The 16,577-nt window shown below is 38.6% G+C and carries 11 protein-coding genes and 1 pseudogene; 3 read left to right on the top strand and 9 right to left on the bottom strand.

The genetic code is table 11. From position 1 onward, the window contains the following. The first annotated feature begins 34 nt into the window (after nt 1-34). The gene (locus AC6ER8_RS00495; RefSeq protein WP_497078440.1) at nt 35-1,273 is read left to right on the top strand and encodes a saccharopine dehydrogenase family protein; all 1,239 of its coding nucleotides are present in this window, start codon (nt 35-37) and stop codon (nt 1,271-1,273) included. Nucleotides 1,274-2,104: 831 nt separating this feature from the next. Here the strand turns inward: AC6ER8_RS00495 and AC6ER8_RS00490 are convergent. The 9 genes and pseudogenes from AC6ER8_RS00490 to AC6ER8_RS00450 all read right to left on the bottom strand — a co-directional run. Further along, nucleotides 2,105-2,494, bottom strand: a pseudogene (locus AC6ER8_RS00490) (Arm DNA-binding domain-containing protein); the annotation flags it as partial. A gap of 577 nt (nt 2,495-3,071) precedes the next feature. Then, nucleotides 3,072-4,478, bottom strand: a complete 1,407-nt coding sequence (gene lpdA / locus AC6ER8_RS00485) for a dihydrolipoyl dehydrogenase (protein ID WP_497078439.1) — start codon at nt 4,476-4,478, stop codon at nt 3,072-3,074. A 31-nt stretch (nt 4,479-4,509) separates the two neighbouring features. Then, complete coding sequence (odhB, locus tag AC6ER8_RS00480; RefSeq protein WP_497078438.1) at nt 4,510-5,721, bottom strand: 2-oxoglutarate dehydrogenase complex dihydrolipoyllysine-residue succinyltransferase; 1,212 nt, start codon at nt 5,719-5,721, stop codon at nt 4,510-4,512. Between the two features lie 32 nt (nt 5,722-5,753). Continuing rightward, entirely contained in the window at nt 5,754-8,753 is a 3,000-nt protein-coding gene (locus tag AC6ER8_RS00475) for a 2-oxoglutarate dehydrogenase E1 component (RefSeq protein WP_497078436.1), read from the bottom strand. Nucleotides 8,754-8,917: 164 nt separating this feature from the next. Beyond that, nucleotides 8,918-9,820, bottom strand: a complete 903-nt coding sequence (sucD, locus tag AC6ER8_RS00470; RefSeq protein WP_497078434.1) for a succinate--CoA ligase subunit alpha — start codon at nt 9,818-9,820, stop codon at nt 8,918-8,920. Nucleotides 9,821-9,823: 3 nt separating this feature from the next. Then, entirely contained in the window at nt 9,824-11,020 is a 1,197-nt protein-coding gene (gene sucC / locus AC6ER8_RS00465; protein ID WP_497078432.1) for an ADP-forming succinate--CoA ligase subunit beta, read from the bottom strand. Between the two features lie 92 nt (nt 11,021-11,112). Next, the gene (gene mdh, locus AC6ER8_RS00460; protein ID WP_497078431.1) at nt 11,113-12,075 is read right to left on the bottom strand and encodes a malate dehydrogenase; all 963 of its coding nucleotides are present in this window, start codon (nt 12,073-12,075) and stop codon (nt 11,113-11,115) included. 288 nt (nt 12,076-12,363) lie between these two features. Next, nucleotides 12,364-13,563, bottom strand: a complete 1,200-nt coding sequence (gene zapE / locus AC6ER8_RS00455) for a cell division protein ZapE (protein ID WP_497079685.1) — start codon at nt 13,561-13,563, stop codon at nt 12,364-12,366. 98 nt (nt 13,564-13,661) lie between these two features. Next, nucleotides 13,662-14,210 carry an AprI/Inh family metalloprotease inhibitor gene (locus AC6ER8_RS00450; RefSeq protein ID WP_497078429.1) on the bottom strand — a complete coding sequence of 183 codons (549 nt, stop codon included), beginning with the start codon at nt 14,208-14,210 and terminating at the stop codon, nt 13,662-13,664. A gap of 225 nt (nt 14,211-14,435) precedes the next feature. Here AC6ER8_RS00450 and dapF point away from each other — a divergent pair, with 225 nt between their 5' ends. Both dapF and mtaB read left to right on the top strand, forming a co-directional pair. After that, nucleotides 14,436-15,287, top strand: coding sequence for a diaminopimelate epimerase (dapF, locus tag AC6ER8_RS00445; RefSeq protein WP_497078427.1), 852 nt, complete (start codon nt 14,436-14,438; stop codon nt 15,285-15,287). After that, a complete protein-coding gene (mtaB, locus tag AC6ER8_RS00440) occupies nt 15,287-16,570 on the top strand; it encodes a tRNA (N(6)-L-threonylcarbamoyladenosine(37)-C(2))-methylthiotransferase MtaB (protein WP_497078425.1) in 1,284 nt (427 codons plus the stop codon). Before dapF ends, mtaB begins: the two co-directional genes overlap by 1 nt. The last annotated feature ends 7 nt before the right edge of the window (nt 16,571-16,577 follow it).

The raw sequence follows: 16,577 nt of genomic DNA, 5'->3' as shown, positions 1-16,577 counted from the left end.
CATATAACAGTATTAAAAAGGAGATGAACCTACAATGAAAAAAAACGTTCTCATTATTGGTGCTGGAGGTGTTGCACAAGTTGTTGCACACAAATGTGCTCAAAACAACGATATTCTTGGTGAAATTCATATTGCTTCACGAACACTTAAAAAATGTGAAGCCATTATTGCTTCTATCAAAGAAAAAAACTCTATGAAAGAACAAGGTGTTCTTCAAAGCCATTCGCTCAACGCCATGAATGTAGAAGAAACTGTAAAGCTCATCCAAAAGACCAAATGTGAAATTGTCATTAATGTTGGTTCTGCCTTTCTTAATATGTCTGTTCTGTCCGCTTGTATCGAAACCAAATGCGCTTATATCGATACGGCCATTCACGAAGACCCTCTTAAAATTTGTGAAACACCACCCTGGTATGGCAATTACGAATGGCCGCGGCGTCAAGAATGTGAAAAAGCTGGCATCACGGCTATTTTGGGTGCCGGTTTTGATCCAGGCGTTGTTAATGCCTATGCAGCACTCGCGCATGAAAATTATTTTGATAAAATCACCGATATTGATATTATTGATATTAATGCCGGAAGTCATGGGCGTTGGTTTGCTACAAATTTTGATCCGGAAATTAACTTCCGAGAATTTACAGGGCAAGTATGGTCATGGCAAAATAAAAAATGGACTTCCAATAAAATGTTTGAAGTGAGCTATGAATGGGATCTTCCCGTTGTTGGAAAACAAAAAGCTTACATGACAGGACATGATGAAATTCATTCACTCTCCAAAAATCTTGATGTTCAAAATGTTCGCTTCTGGATGGGATTTAGTGAACGTTATATCACTGTTTTTACTGTTTTAAAAAATCTTGGTCTCTTATCTGAACAGCCCATTAAAACAGCAGAAGGACAAGAGGTTGTCCCTTTAAAGGTTGTCAAAGCTGTCTTACCTGATCCTTCCTCTCTGGCCCCAGAATACACAGGAAAAACCTGTATTGGAGATCTCATTAAAGGTGAAAAAGATGGAAAAACAAAGGAGATTTTTATCTATAACATAGCCGATCACAAACAAGCTTTTCATGAAACTGGAGCACAAGGCATTTCTTATACAGCTGGCGTACCAGCAGCAGCAACAGCCCTTCTTATTGCCACAGGCCAATGGGATGTTAAAACAATGGTCAATGTAGAAGAACTTCCCCCCCAGCCTTTTCTCAAATACCTTGATCATATGGGACTTTCCACCTTTATAAGAGAACAACAAGAAGATATAAAATTACAGTTCTAAATTGATCTCTATAAGGAGCATAAGCTTAACTTTCTAAGTTATCACAAAACTGCCAAATGAAAAAAACTTAATATTTTTGTGAAATTATGTTTTTTCAAAAATTTTTGCTCTTCGTTATATTTTGGCAACATTGGGATTTCTTAAAAATCTTAAAGATGATCTAGATCATTTTTAAGATACAGCAAGCAGAACAGAGAGACAAAAAGAACAAAAGGTCAAAAGAAGTGGTTTAATCGTTTTATGATCTATCACTTTCATAAAAAAGATAGTGTCATAAATAAAATATATAAATACCGCTCTTTTTAAAAGAGCGGTATTTTGTAAGATAGTTGAACCTATCCCCATCTTAAAAAAACAAAAATCCTTAACCAAAACCAATCATTAAACGATCCGATTTCTTTGAGAAAACGTCTCTTTCCTTTATGCTCCATATATCTCATATCACGAATAAACTATTGATTTAAAATAATAAAACATAATTTTTATAAACAATGGCTTGTAAATAATACAGCTTCTTATCGAATATCTCCCGCTTGGGCTTTCCACTTCATTGAACGCTATAAGTAAACTTTGCTCTGAATATATAAAAAATTGTCAGTATAATTTATTGTTTTGCACGTTGAATGAGAGTCCCTCATACTGTAGAATTCTCTCATTTCAAATCTGTTTAGATTAAATTAATAAAAAGAATTTCTTTGTCGCGAATGAGGGAGTCCATATAAATAAAACGAGGCAAGAAAAATACCTTTTATAAACGCTCTCAAATAGCTGAAAATTCTAATAACATTGAAAGCTCGTAAATATAACTTATGGAGCCGACTTATACCTTTTATGAAGGCGTAATGGTAAAAACCAACTTCCATTCTTACCATCACCTTTTAATTCAGCTTTACGACTTTCAAAAGCATCTAAAGCAATATTTTTTAAATAATGGAGATTGCTTATTGCTTCACGCTTTTGCTTTTCACGTTCTTTAATGGGGTCACGCCCTTCACGAAGAACAGAGCGCCACCCCGTTGCCAATTCACGGGCTTGTTTTAAAGAGACATCTCTTAAGGCACCCAAGCCCATTTCACGACGCCGCCCGTGAATGGTATAACGATAAATCCATTGAGCACCGCCATCTTTACGCTTGTGAAGAAGCAAGCCAGCACCATCGTTATATTTGCCAGCCCCCAATGTTGCAACAAACCTTGCATTAAGACGGTTCATAAGGACCATTTTTACTCCTTTCTTATACAAATTTGATCCACACACTCATCCCGCTTATGACGTGCAAACGGGTGGTTTTGATTGATTCAACATAAACAGATTTGAAATGAGAGAATCTTACGTTATTCGGGACTCTCATTCAATATGAACAACGCTAGATTATCATTATAAATCAATGCCTTGTATGAAGAATAAAGATGGTGGTGCATAAGGGGTTTAATACTTCACTAGGAACTTTACAACTATACCATTTACAAACACCCTTACGAAATAGGCTTGTTTTTTTGAGAGATTACTTTATCAAAACAAAGTACGCAAACAGGCTGAGAACCCTATCCCGCGTATTTTATCACACTATAAAATACCTCACATATAAAATTTGGCATAAACGAAATATCACTGCTCTAAACAAATGTGCAAAACAAGATAATCAACAAAACGGCACAACTGAGATCTATAACAACAATTATTGAAAAGCACACAACAAATTAAGTAGAATACTTCATACGGTTAGTTGTATCCTCTCTCAAATATTGCTGCATGCTTCACAAATATTTACTGCTCCTCTGTGCTTTTTAAAAGCTTTTTAAATATGAAGTGGTTTAGCAAATGTTGCTAACGCTGCTTCACGGACTGCTTCTGATAAAGTAGGATGCGCATGACAACAACGCCCTAGATCTTCTGATGAACCACCAAATTCCATTAAAACTGCAATTTCATGGATCATTTCACCAGCACCAAATCCAAGAATATGTCCCCCTAAAACCCGATCTGTTTTTTTATCAGCAAGAATTTTAACAAATCCATCACTCTTTTGCATCGCGCGCGCACGACCATTGGCCATAAAAGGAAATTTTCCAACATTATACTCAATACCAGCTGCTTTTAGTTCTTCTTCTGTTTTTCCTACACTCGCAATTTCTGGCTGTGTATAAACAACACTAGGAATAACATCAAAATTAACATGTCCCCTTTGACCTGCCAAAATTTCTGCTACAGCAACGCCTTCTTCTTCTGCTTTATGCGCTAACATTGGCCCCTTTACGACATCACCAATCGCATAAATTCCTGGAACATTGGTTTGCCAGTGCGCATCAATTGCGATAAACCCACGTTCATCCAACTGAACACCAGCCTCACTCAAGCCAAGTCCCTCCGTATATGGAGAACGCCCAGTCGCAATAAGCACAACATCAGCCTCTAAAGTTTCAGATTCACCCCCTTTAACAGATTCAAAGCTTACCTGAGCCGTTGAGCCAGATTGCGTAATGGCTGTTACCTTTGCACCCGTTTTATATTCAATCCCCTGTTTTTCCATTAGCTTTTGAAATTGACGTGAAATTTCACCATCCATTGAACCCAAAACTTTATTAAGGTACTCAATAATAGTCACTTTAGCCCCTAAACGGCTCCAAACTGATCCAAGTTCTGAACCAATGACACCAGCACCCACCACAATCATACGCGCTGGTACTTTTTCAAGGGAAAGAGCTCCCGTAGAAGAAACAATCGTCTTTTCATCAATTTCAACATCCACCCCTGGAATGCTCGAACTCTCTGACCCCGTCGCAATAATAATATTTTTTGTTTCAATTGTTTGTTTGTTACCATCTCTAGCAACAACTTCCACATGCCCCGCACTTAAAATTTTGGCTGTTCCAAAAAAAGTATCAACTTTATTTTTTTTCATCAAAAAAGAAACACCACTTGTATTGGCTGTCACCACAGCTTTTTTATGAACCATCATTTGTTCAAGATTAAGCTTAGATTTGCCAATAGAAATCCCAAGCGTTTCAAAACCATGCTGGGTTTCAGCAAACACTTCTGAAGCGTGCAACAAAGCTTTAGAAGGTATACAACCAACATTAAGGCATGTTCCCCCTAGAGTTGTACGCTTTTCAATAATCGCTACTTTAAGCCCTAGTTGTGCCGCCTTTATTGCTGCTACATAACCACCTGGACCCGCTCCGATCACAGCCACATCATAAGACATCCGTTTCTCCTTTCATCCTGAAAACTGTATTTTACAAGTCAAGAACAAGGCGTTCCGGATCTTCTAAGCTTTCCTTAACGCGCACAAGGAAAGTTACAGCTTCTTGCCCATCCACAATACGGTGATCATAAGAAAGTGCTAAATACATCATAGGGCGGATCACAACTTGCCCCTCAACAACCATTGCTCGTTCTTTAATCGCATGCATTCCCAAAATACCAGATTGTGGTGCATTCAAAATCGGTGTTGACATCAACGATCCATACACACCACCATTGGTAATGGTAAAAGTTCCGCCTTGCATATCAGAAACAGCTAACTTTCCATCACGAGCAAGACGTCCCAAACGGCCAATTTCTTTTTCAATTTCTGCCAATGACATTTGATCTGCATCACGCACCACTGGAACAACAAGCCCCTTATCCGTTCCAACAGCGATCCCAACATTGACATAGTTTTTATAAACAATATCCGTTCCATCAATTTCGGCATTAACAGCAGGAAGTTCTTTTAATGCATGACAAACAGCCTTGGTAAAAAATCCCATAAAGCCAAGTTTAACACCATGTTTCTTTTCAAAAAGATCCTTATAACGCTTGCGCAAATCCATCACGGCCGACATATCAACCTCATTAAATGTGGTTAACATTGCTGCTACATTTTGCGCATCTTTAAGACGACGAGCAATTGTTTGACGCAATTTCGTCATACGAACTCGCTCTTCACGTGTTTCTGGAACAGGAGTTGCCGAAGAACTTGTCGCAGAAGCTGAAGGTGTCGGGGCATTTGTCCTTTTTTCTAATCCCCCAAGAACATCTTCTTTAAGAATTTGTCCACGTTTTCCAGAACCTGAAATATCGCTTTTGTCAAAATTATTTTCAGCCATCAATTTTGCTGCTGCAGGTGAAGGAGGCATTGTACTGCTTGAAGCAGGCTTTTCCGATTCAGCTGAAGCTGTTGGAACAGGTGTTGCAGAAGGGGAAAATGATTGGGAGACACCAGCTTGGCCAGCTTCCACTGCTCCTAAAAGAGCATTCACTTCAACCGTATCGCCTTCTTTTGCAACGATTTCAGATAATTTTCCCGCAACAGGAGAAGGAACTTCAACGGTTACCTTATCAGTTTCTAATTCAACCAAAGGCTCATCCATAGCGACAGCTTCACCAAGTTTTTTAAACCATTTACCAACCGTTGCTTCAGTAACTGATTCGCCCAAAGTAGGAACACGGATTTCAGTAGTCATAATATTTTTCCATACATCAGAGTAGTAATAAATTAAGAACCTAACGCGTCTTTAAGAAACGCAGCCAGTTGTTCAAGGTGTTTCACCATTAACCCAGAGGCCGGTGCAGCACTTGCAGGACGTCCTGCATAACGAACACGTGAATATTGCGCATTAATATGCGTCAAAACCCATTCCAAATAAGGCTCAATAAATGACCAAGCCCCCATATTTTTTGGTTCCTCTTGGCACCAAAAAATTTCTGCCTGCAAAAAGCGCGATAACACATTGACCAAAACTTTTGCAGGAAAAGGATAAAGTTGTTCAACACGAAGAAGATAAACGTCATCAATACCCTTTTTTTCACGTTCTTCATAAAGGTCGTAATAAACTTTGCCCGTACAAAGAACGACACGACGGATTTTATTATCTTTCTGCAACTTAATAACAGAATCTTTAAGATATTCTGCATCATCAAGCAACACACGACAAAAACTCGTCTCAGGTCCCATCTCACTGAGAAGAGAAACAGCCCGCTTATGACGCAAGAGTGATTTCGGTGTCATCAAAATCAATGGTTTACGGAAATCACGCTTAATTTGTCGACGCAAAATATGAAAATAATTTGCAGGGGTTGTACAATTAGCAACCTGCATATTATCTTCCGCACAAAGTTGAAGAAACCGTTCTAAACGTGCAGAAGAATGCTCCGGTCCTTGCCCTTCAAAACCATGAGGCAATAGACAGACAAGACCAGACATACGAAGCCACTTACACTCTGCGGATGAAATAAATTGGTCAAAAATAACCTGTGCGCCATTAGAAAAGTCACCAAATTGTGCTTCCCAAAGTGTTAATCCTCGTGGTTCAGCAAGAGAATATCCATATTCAAAACCAAGAACAGCTTCTTCAGAAAGCATAGAATTAACAACTTCATAAAGCGCTTGACCCTTTTGCAAATGATTCAGAGGAATATAACGTGCTTCATTTTCTTGATCATAAAGAACTGAATGACGTTGCGAAAAAGTTCCCCGTTCAACATCCTCACCGGAAAGACGAACCGGCGCCCCTTCTAAACAAAGTGAACCAAAAGCGAGAGCTTCAGCGGTTGCCCAGTCAACGCCCTCACCGGTTTCAAAAATTTTAGCACGATTGTTTAAAAAGCGTTGAATAGTTTTATGAACATGAAAATTTTCTGGAACCTCAATAAGTTTCTGACCAATTTCCTTTAAAGTTTTTAATTCAACACCCGTTGTTTTAGAATTTTGCTCATCAGTATTACTAAAAGCTTTGAGTCCCGTCCAGCTTCCATCAAGCCAATCAGCCTTATTAGGTTTATAAGAAGAACTTGCTTCAAGTTCAGTTTCAAGTTTATCACGCCAGAGCTTTTTCTGTTGTTCAATCTCCTCTGAAGTAACCACCCCTTCCGCTATCAATTGGTCACCATAAAGTTGAAGAGTTGTTTTATGATTACGAATTGCCTTATACATAAGCGGCTGCGTAAAGGAGGGTTCATCACCTTCATTATGTCCATAACGGCGATAACAAAACATATCAATAACCACCGGTTTATGGAAAATTTGACGAAACTCCATTGCTATTTTAGCCACAAAAACAACAGCCTCAGGATCATCACCATTCACATGGAAAATGGGGGCATCAATCATTTTTGCGACATCAGAGGGATAAGGTGAAGAACGTGAAAAACGTGGCGCTGTTGTAAAACCAATCTGATTATTGATAATAACATGAAGTGAGCCTGCAACACGATAACCTTTAAGACCTGAAAGACCAAAAGTCTCCTGGATAACGCCTTGTCCTGCAAAGGCAGCATCACCATGAATAAGCAATGGCAACACTTTTGAACGCTCACTTAATGGAAGTGAATCAGTATGCGTAGGTCCTACAAGTTGATCTTGTTTAGCACGTGCTTTTCCCATAACAACCGGATCAACAATCTCAAGATGAGAGGGGTTAGCCAAGAGTGATAAATGAACTTTATTTCCACCAAAATCCAGATCCGCAGTCGTTCCTAAATGATATTTAACATCACCTGATCCCTCTACATCATCTGGCTTATAAGATCCCCCTTTGAACTCATGAAAGATAGCTCTATGCGGCTTAGCAAGAACCTGTGACAGAACATTTAAACGACCACGATGAGCCATTCCTAAAATAACTTCCTGCACCCCTAAAGCACTACCACATTTAATAATCTGTTCAAGAGCAGGAATCAGCGCTTCACCACCATCAAGTCCAAAACGCTTTGTACCTTTATATTTAGCGTCTAAAAATTGTTCAAATCCTTCTGCTTCAATAAGCTTATTGAGAATAGCCTTTTTGTCTTTTTGCGAAAAAGTAATCTTTTTATCTCGCCCTTCAATGCGCTCTTGAAGCCATGCTTTCTGGGCTGGATCAGAAACATGCATATATTCTATACCAATTGTTGAACAATAGGTACGATTGAGAATCTCCAGCATTTGCGGAATAGTTGCATATTCCAACCCTAAAACATTATCAATAAAAATAGGGCGCTCATAATCAGCAGGAGTAAAACCATAAGCTTCTGGAGAAAGTTCCTTATAATCCTCCAGCTTTTCCGCCAACTGAAGAGGATCAAGCTTTGCACGAAGATGCCCCCGTTCTCGAAACGCCCGAATCATCATAATGGCATGAACAGAATCACGCGTTGCGCGGATAATATCTTGTTCACTGGAAGGTTTTCCCTTTTGTGCAGCCCCTGTCGCTGCTTTTTCCTTTAATTTATCACCAAGATATTTTTCAAGAGAAGACCAATCACCATCCAGAGCAGAAATCAATTCACCATTCGCCTTTAATGGCCAATGATCACGTTGCCATGTTGCTCCTTCAGCATTTTTGAGAACATCTTCTTTATTATCATGAAGACCATCAAAAAAAGCACGCCACTGTGAATCAACACTCGTAGGATCCTTTTCATACTGAGCATAAAGTTGATCTATATAATCCGCATTCCCACCATAAAGAAATGACGTCTGTGCAAAAAGACTATTTATCTCGTCCTGCCTTGCCATATACCTCTCCGGAACATTTATTCCGTCTCCTTATATCTCTTTTCGACCTTGAAATGCTTACAAAGCAGATGAGGGGTCGAACATTCAAAAAAGTTTAACCTTTTTATACTCAAGTTTTTTCATCTGAATTAAGAATATATTCTTAATTCAGATGAAATTTTCTTTTAGCCTTTCAAAACTGACATCAAAGTCTTACCTATCTGTGACGGTGACGGAGATACACGAATCCCTGCAGATTCCATTGCCGCAATTTTATCTTCTGCTCCACCTTTACCACCAGAAATAACAGCACCAGCATGTCCCATTGTACGTCCTGGAGGAGCCGTCCGACCAGCAATAAAGCCAACAACCGGCTTTTTACGACCTTTTTTTGCTTCATCTTGCAAAAACTGTGCAGCTTCTTCTTCAGCAGAACCACCAATTTCACCAATCATAACAATAGACTGGGTTTCATCATCCGCTAAAAACATTTCCAGCACATCAATAAATTCAGTTCCCTTAACCGGATCACCACCAATCCCTATAGCGGTTGTTTGTCCAAGTCCCTCCTGACTCGTTTGAAAAACGGCTTCATATGTTAAAGTTCCCGACCGTGAAACAACCCCAACAGAGCCTTTTCTAAAAATAGAACCAGGCATAATACCAATTTTACATTCATTCGGTGTGAGAATACCAGGACAATTAGGACCAATAAGACGAGATTTTGAGTTTTCTAATCGCGCCTTTACCTTAACCATATCCATAACGGGAATACCTTCCGTAATACAGATAATTAAACGAACTTCAGCTTCAATAGCCTCTATAATAGCTGCCGCAGCCCCTGCAGGAGGAACATAAATAACAGAAGCATCCGCACCTGTTTTTTCTTTTGCTTCTGCAACACTCGCAAAGATAGGAAGAGTTTCACCTTTTGACCCTTCCCATGTTTCCCCACCCTTTTTAGGATTAACACCACCAACCATTTGCGTGCCATGATAAGCAAGCGCTTGTTCTGTATGAAATGTTCCCGTTTTTCCTGTAAGCCCTTGAACCAGAACTTTTGTCTCTTTATTCACAAGAATCGACATAACTTAAGCTCCCTTCACGGCTGCAACAATTTTTTGAGCAGCATCATCTAAATCATCAGCGGGAATAACATTCAAACCACTGTCATTGATAATTGCTTTACCTTGCTCAACATTCGTGCCTTCAAGACGAACAACCAAGGGAACCTTTAAACCAACTTCACGCACAGCAGCAACCACACCTTCAGCAATGACATCACAACGCATAATACCACCAAAAATGTTAACCAAAATGCCCTTAACATTCGGATCAGCCGTAATAATTTTAAAAGCAGCTGTCACTTTTTCTTTTGATGCTCCACCACCAACATCCAAAAAGTTTGCTGGCTCAGCTCCATAAAGCTTAATGATATCCATGGTTGCCATAGCAAGACCCGCACCATTGACCATACAACCAATTGTACCCTCAAGAGCAACATAAGCAAGATCATGCTTTGAGGCTTCAATTTCTTTTGGGTCTTCTTCTGAAAGATCGCGCAATTCTAAAATATCTGGATGACGAAACAAAGCATTATTATCAAAAGAAACTTTTGCATCAAGGACACGCAAGTGACCATCTTTCATCACAATAAGCGGGTTGATTTCTAAAAGGCTCATATCTTTTTCACAAAATGCCTTATAGAGAATTGGAAAAAGTTTTTCACCATCTTCCCGTGCACTATCGCGCAATTCCAATGCATCACAAAGTCTTGCACAATCAGCAGAAGTAACACCCTCTACGACATCAATAGGCAGCGTGAAGATTTTTTCTGGTGTTTCTTCAGCAACCGTTTCAATATCCATTCCACCTTCTGTTGAAACAACAAAAGCAATACGACCAACACTACGATCAACTAAAAGTGAAAGATAAAGTTCGCGCTCAATATCGGCACCATCTTCAATATAAAGACGATTGACTTGTTTACCCTCTGGACCAGTTTGTTTGGTTACCAAAGTTTTCCCAAGCATTTCTTGAACATTTGCAACAACTTCTTCAACAGATTGTGCAAGCCGAACACCACCCTTTGCATCAGGACCAAGTTCTTTAAACTTCCCCTTACCACGACCACCTGCGTGTATCTGACTTTTAACCACATAAAGAGGTCCGGGCAATTTTTGTGCCCATTTCTCAGCTTGCTCCACAGAATAAACAGCAACACCATTTGCAATGGGGGCTCCATATTCATGAAGCAGCCGTTTGGCCTGATACTCATGGATATTCATGCATTTGTCCTTTTCTTTTATGGATTATTTTATTAATCTTAAAATTCTAATATTTTAATACTCTATTTTAATAAACAGAATCTTGCTTAAATTTATTTAAGACTAGGTACAAGAGCAATACAATCATCACAAAGCTTTTTAACTGCATTCACTGAATGCTCAAAAGCACCTCTTTCCTCTTTATCAAGATCAATTTCAATGACCCTTTCAACACCACCTGCACCAAGTACAACAGGAACACCAACATAGGTATCATTAACCCCATATTCCCCAGAAAGATAGGCCGCAACAGGCACAACACGCTTCGTATCCTTCAAATAAGCTTCAGCCATAGAAACCGCGGAAGCAGCGGGTGAATAATAAGCAGAACCTGTTTTTAACAAACCAATAATTTCTGCACCACCATCACGAGTACGTTGGATAATTTGATCAATTCTTTCCTGTGTTGTCCAACCCATTTTAACAAGATCTGGCAAAGAAATACCACTAACTGTTGAATAACGCACCAAAGGCACCATTGAATCACCATGCCCACCTAAAACAAACGCGCTCACATCTTTAACAGAAACTTTAAATTCTTCAGATAAAAAATAACGAAAACGCGCTGAATCTAGAATACCAGCCATACCAACCACTTTATGCACAGGAAGGCCTGAAAATTTCTGCAGTGCCCATACCATTGCATCAAGAGGATTTGTAATACAAATAACAAAAGCTGAAGGTGCATATTTTTTAATCCCAGCACCAACTTGTTCCATAACTTTTAAATTAATCCCCAAAAGATCGTCACGGCTCATACCAGGTTTTCGTGCCACCCCTGCTGTTACAATAACAACATCAGCCCCTTCAATTGCTTCATAGGCGTTTGCACCTTTTAAAGTGACATCAAAACCATCAACGGGAGAAGATTCAGCAATATCAAGAGCTTTGCCTTGTGGCATACCTTCTGCAATATCAAATAAGACCACATCACCAAGTTCTTTAAGTCCAATAATATGTGCTAAAGTACCACCAATCATACCTGAACCAATGAGAGCTATTTTTTTTCGTGCCATTTTATTTTTTCCTAACTTTTAGACAATTCAGTGCACACTCATCAGTGCCCATGTACTGAATATTTTTGACGACAATCATATTCAAACAATATCATAAAAAGGAGTAAAGAAATGAAATTTACAAATTTCTCTCCTTACAGAAACAACAACCCTCTGCAGAAACAACTATTAGAAAATTATCATGATGTATCGATAAAGTGAATTTAAAAAAAATACAACAGAATTATTACATTTCTTTAATTGCAAAGAGCCATTGTTTTTACAGTTTACGTAAAGTTAAAAGTATAATCAACGCTTCTTCTTCAAAGGAAAATGTTCTTCCCAAAGTTTCAAATAATCATGGCTTTGCATTTCAAAAAGACGAGACTGTGTTCTTTGAAATTCAAATGTTTCTGCAGTTTGAGCATGCCCCTTATACAAATCCTCAACCCCTGCTGCTGCCGACATAAATAACCGGATGTGGCGCTCATAAAGAATATCAATAAGCAAAATAAACCGTTTTGTTTCATTGCGATATGTATCATCCATAACCGGTACATTATCGATAAAAATCGTATGATAACGCTCCGCTAATAGCAAATATTCAGCTGCGGCCAAAGGCTTTGAACATAAATCTCGATAATCAAAGCGTGCACAACCCGCAGCAAAACGCGGAATAGGAATAAGGCGCCCCTTTATAGAAAGCTCATCAGATATTTCCTTATGTCCTTGCAACACAAGTGCCCACGCTTGATCCATGTATTCATTGGCTTTTTTTCCTAAAGGTGTCATATACACGGGCTGTAAATTTGATTTTTCAAGACGATAATCTGTTTTTGCATCAAGATTAATAACACGAACATATGCTTTCAAAACGGCAATAAAAGGCAAAAAGAGTTCACGATTTAAACCATTATAATAAAGGTTATCCGGCGCCACATTTGAAGTCGCAATAAAGAAAATTCCTTTATCAAACAAAGCAGACATAAGCCGCCCCAAAATCATAGCATCAGCAATATCTGTGACACTAAACTCATCAAAACAAAGAACCTTTGCTTCTCGTGCAAGATCTTCAGCAACAGCTAAAATAGGATTATTTTGTTTAAATTTTGCACGCCCAGATGCTTGACGATAAAAATTAATACGATCATGCACATCAGCCATAAAATCATTAAAATGGGCACGTTTTTTATGGCCTTTAGGCAAACAAGAAAAGAACAAATCCATCAGCATGGTTTTGCCTCGTCCTACTTCACCATAAATATACAATCCCTGAAAAGAACTATTTTCATTCTCTTGTTTTTCAACATGATAAATATTTTGTTTTTTCCTTTTAAATATTTTTTTAAAAAAAGAACAAAATATCCAAGGACAAGAATGAGAAATATTTTGTTTTGAAATTTTTTTTAATAAATGATCAAAATCTTCTGTTACAGCTAATTGAGCAGGATCAAAAAAAACTTCTCCTTTAGAGACCAGCTCCTTATAGCGTGTTGAAACGAGAAGCATCCAATCAACCTTTTTCAAACCGTTCTCTGTGAAAAAGACAATTTCTTTTCATGAATTTTTTCATATAGCTTATTTTTTCATAAATAGTCAAAAATGATTTAACGACTTAAAACAACGGAATAATTATCAAGTGTACGTCCTTCAAAACGATCAAGATTTGAAGAATAAAGAGCAATGATAACACGTCCAGAATTATTATAAAAATATAATCTTTTTCCTTTAACGGCCCACGATTTCACTTGGGAAGCAATTCCTGGACAGTGTAAAGGACCAGCACGATATCCTTGTCCAAATTTCGTTTGTGGTGTTGCAATTCGGCAAATCTTACCCCCTATAGAAAGATTCCACACCCCAGCAATACTTGCAGGAAATAAATCAGTGGCATTGCTTGGCAGTTCGAGATTAGCCATTCGTCCATCACTTTGAGAATCCCCTTTATCATAATCATACATTGAAGCATTGGTAGCATCAGATATTGATGAAGAAGCCGACAGATCAGACACTTCTAATGTTGTCATTTGTTGAGATGGATAAAAAACTTCTAATGCATTGCTATTATCATTACTGTCAAACCGCGCTGTTGAACAGCCCCCTAAAAGCATTACAGTTGACATTGCAATGAAAAACGAATTTTTTGAAAACGACATATCTGTACTCTCTCCCACGACAATAAATAAGCTCACAAAAAGATTTAAGTGAATATTTGTTATAGTTACAAAGATAAATTAACAAATTAAAAAAATAGAATAAAATTGCTTATTTTAAATAAAATAATTTATGTATCCAGTTTTATAATGATTAAACACTAGAAATTTATAAGATTTTCAGTCATATATCTCTTGATAAGTAATCATTAGAAATAGAGAACTTTTATGAAAGCGCCATTTAGCAAAATGGACGGTCTTGGAAATCAAATTATTGTTGCTGATCTGCGTGAAAGTGTACAGCCTCTTACATCACAAGCAATCCTAGCTTTAGCAGCAGATCCTGAAATGCATTTTGATCAAATCATGGCCATCCACACACCACTAAAGACAGAGGCCGATTTCCGCATCGAAATATGGAATGCTGATGGTTCAAAGGCTAAAGCTTGTGGCAATGGTACCCGCTGTGTCATTGCATGGCTCACAGATCACAATTTTGGTGAAAGTTTTCGTTTAGAAACCCCTGCTGGAATTATTGAAGGAAAACGCCAAATCGACAATCTCATCTCTGTTGATATGGGATGCCCCAATTTTAATGCAAAAGAAATGCCTGTTTCACGTGAAATAGTTGATACCAATCACGTAGAAATTACAGCTGGTCCCTTAAAAGACGCTTGCCTTATATCTATTGGCAATCTTCATGCTATCTTTTTTGTTGAAAATGATATTCAACATTTTCCATTAGAAAAATATGGACCAAAACTTGAACATGACTCCCTTTTTCCAGAACGGTGCAATATTTCCATTGCTTGCATAACGTCAAAGAAAAGTCTAAATTTACGTACATGGGAGCGAGGTGCAGGCTTAACACAAGCATGTGGGAGTGCTGCTTGTGCAAGTGCAGTGGCTGCTTATCGACGTGGTCTGACAGAGCGCCATATCGATGTAAACTTACCAGGGGGAACACTTAATATTTTTTACCGAGAAGACGATCACATTATTATGACCGGGCCGATAAAATATCAATTTAGTGGTTTTTTAAATCCTCTAACAGGGTACTACAAAAAGGATCACTTTTGATGGCAATAGAAATTGTAACTTTTGGTTGTCGACTCAATAGCTATGAATCGGAAATCATTCGCAAAGAAAGCACTTCTTCCGGACTAGACCAGCTGAAAGATGGTGCTATTATCTTTAACACCTGCGCTGTCACCGCCGAAGCTGTACGACAAGCAAAACAAGCTATCCGCAAAGCGCGACGTAAAAACCCTCATGCACGCATTATTGTAACAGGATGTGCAGCTCAAACAGAAGCACAAAATTTTGCCTCCATGACAGAGGTAGATCTCGTTTTAGGAAACGAAGATAAACTTCACGCCCATTCTTATCGTCAACTTCCTGATTTTGGTATTAACCATTCCGAAAAGGTGCGTATCAATGATATCATGGAAGTACAAAAAATTGCTCCCCATATGGTCAGTGCCATGCAAGAACGCACACGGGCTTTTGTACAGGTACAAAACGGGTGCGATCATCGCTGTACATTTTGCATTATTCCTTATGGACGTGGACCATCACGTTCAGTTCCCATGGGCGCTGTTATTGAACAAATAAAAAAACTGATCGGTGAGGGGATTCAAGAAGTGGTCCTTACAGGTGTTGACCTTACAAGTTATGGTCACGATTTGCCCGGAAAGGCTAATCTAGGAAAATTAACTTCAGCCATTTTACATCATGTCCCTGACTTACCGCGATTACGTCTCTCATCTATTGACTCTATTGAAGCAGACGAAGAACTAATAAATCTTTTAGCCTATGAAAAAAGAATCATGCCTCATTTGCATTTATCGTTGCAAGCCGGTGACAATATGATTTTAAAGCGGATGAAACGGCGTCATCTACGTGAACATGCTATTCAGTTTTGCCAAGAATTGCGCACCAAACGTCCTACAATGGTTTATGGTGCTGACTTAATTGCTGGTTTTCCTACCGAAACAGAAGAGATGTTTCAAAACAGCCTCGCTTTAATAAAAGAGTGTAATTTAACCCACCTTCATGTTTTCCCTTTTAGTCCAAGAGAAGGGACACCTGCCGCACGAATGCCACAAGTCAACCGTAAAGTAGTTAAGATGCGTGCTGAAAGATTGCGCAAGGCAGGTGACGAAGCTTACCAAAAGCATCTTGCTCATTTACAAAACAGTCAACAAACAATCCTCGTTGAAAAAGATGAAATTGGACGAACAGAAGATTATACTCTTGTACAAATTAAAGGTGCAAAAGCAGGAACAATTGTTCAAGCCCTTATCGTTGACCATGATGGCGATAAATTAATTGCTATCCCTCCAAAATTAAATGCTGCTTGAGCAGGAA

It is taken from the genome of Bartonella sp. SL320 (assembly GCF_059687635.1).
Note: the sequence above shows the minus strand (reverse complement) of the source record. Positions and strands in the feature narration are given on the sequence as shown.

Bases quoted from the DNA above. Each gene is read 5' to 3' on its own strand.
- sucC (WP_497078432.1), bottom strand. From the start codon at position 11,020: ATGAATATCCATGAGTATCAGGCCAAACGGCTGCTTCATGAATATGGA.
- AC6ER8_RS00450 (WP_497078429.1), bottom strand. From the start codon at position 14,210: ATGTCGTTTTCAAAAAATTCGTTTTTCATTGCAATGTCAACTGTAATG.
- AC6ER8_RS00475 (WP_497078436.1), bottom strand. From the start codon at position 8,753: ATGGCAAGGCAGGACGAGATAAATAGTCTTTTTGCACAGACGTCATTT.
- mdh (WP_497078431.1), bottom strand. From the start codon at position 12,075: ATGGCACGAAAAAAAATAGCTCTCATTGGTTCAGGTATGATTGGTGGT.
- mtaB (WP_497078425.1), top strand. From the start codon at position 15,287: ATGGCAATAGAAATTGTAACTTTTGGTTGTCGACTCAATAGCTATGAA.
- zapE (WP_497079685.1), bottom strand. From the start codon at position 13,563: ATGCTTCTCGTTTCAACACGCTATAAGGAGCTGGTCTCTAAAGGAGAA.
- AC6ER8_RS00495 (WP_497078440.1), top strand. From the start codon at position 35: ATGAAAAAAAACGTTCTCATTATTGGTGCTGGAGGTGTTGCACAAGTT.
- dapF (WP_497078427.1), top strand. From the start codon at position 14,436: ATGAAAGCGCCATTTAGCAAAATGGACGGTCTTGGAAATCAAATTATT.
- sucD (WP_497078434.1), bottom strand. From the start codon at position 9,820: ATGTCGATTCTTGTGAATAAAGAGACAAAAGTTCTGGTTCAAGGGCTT.
- lpdA (WP_497078439.1), bottom strand. From the start codon at position 4,478: ATGTCTTATGATGTGGCTGTGATCGGAGCGGGTCCAGGTGGTTATGTA.
- odhB (WP_497078438.1), bottom strand. From the start codon at position 5,721: ATGACTACTGAAATCCGTGTTCCTACTTTGGGCGAATCAGTTACTGAA.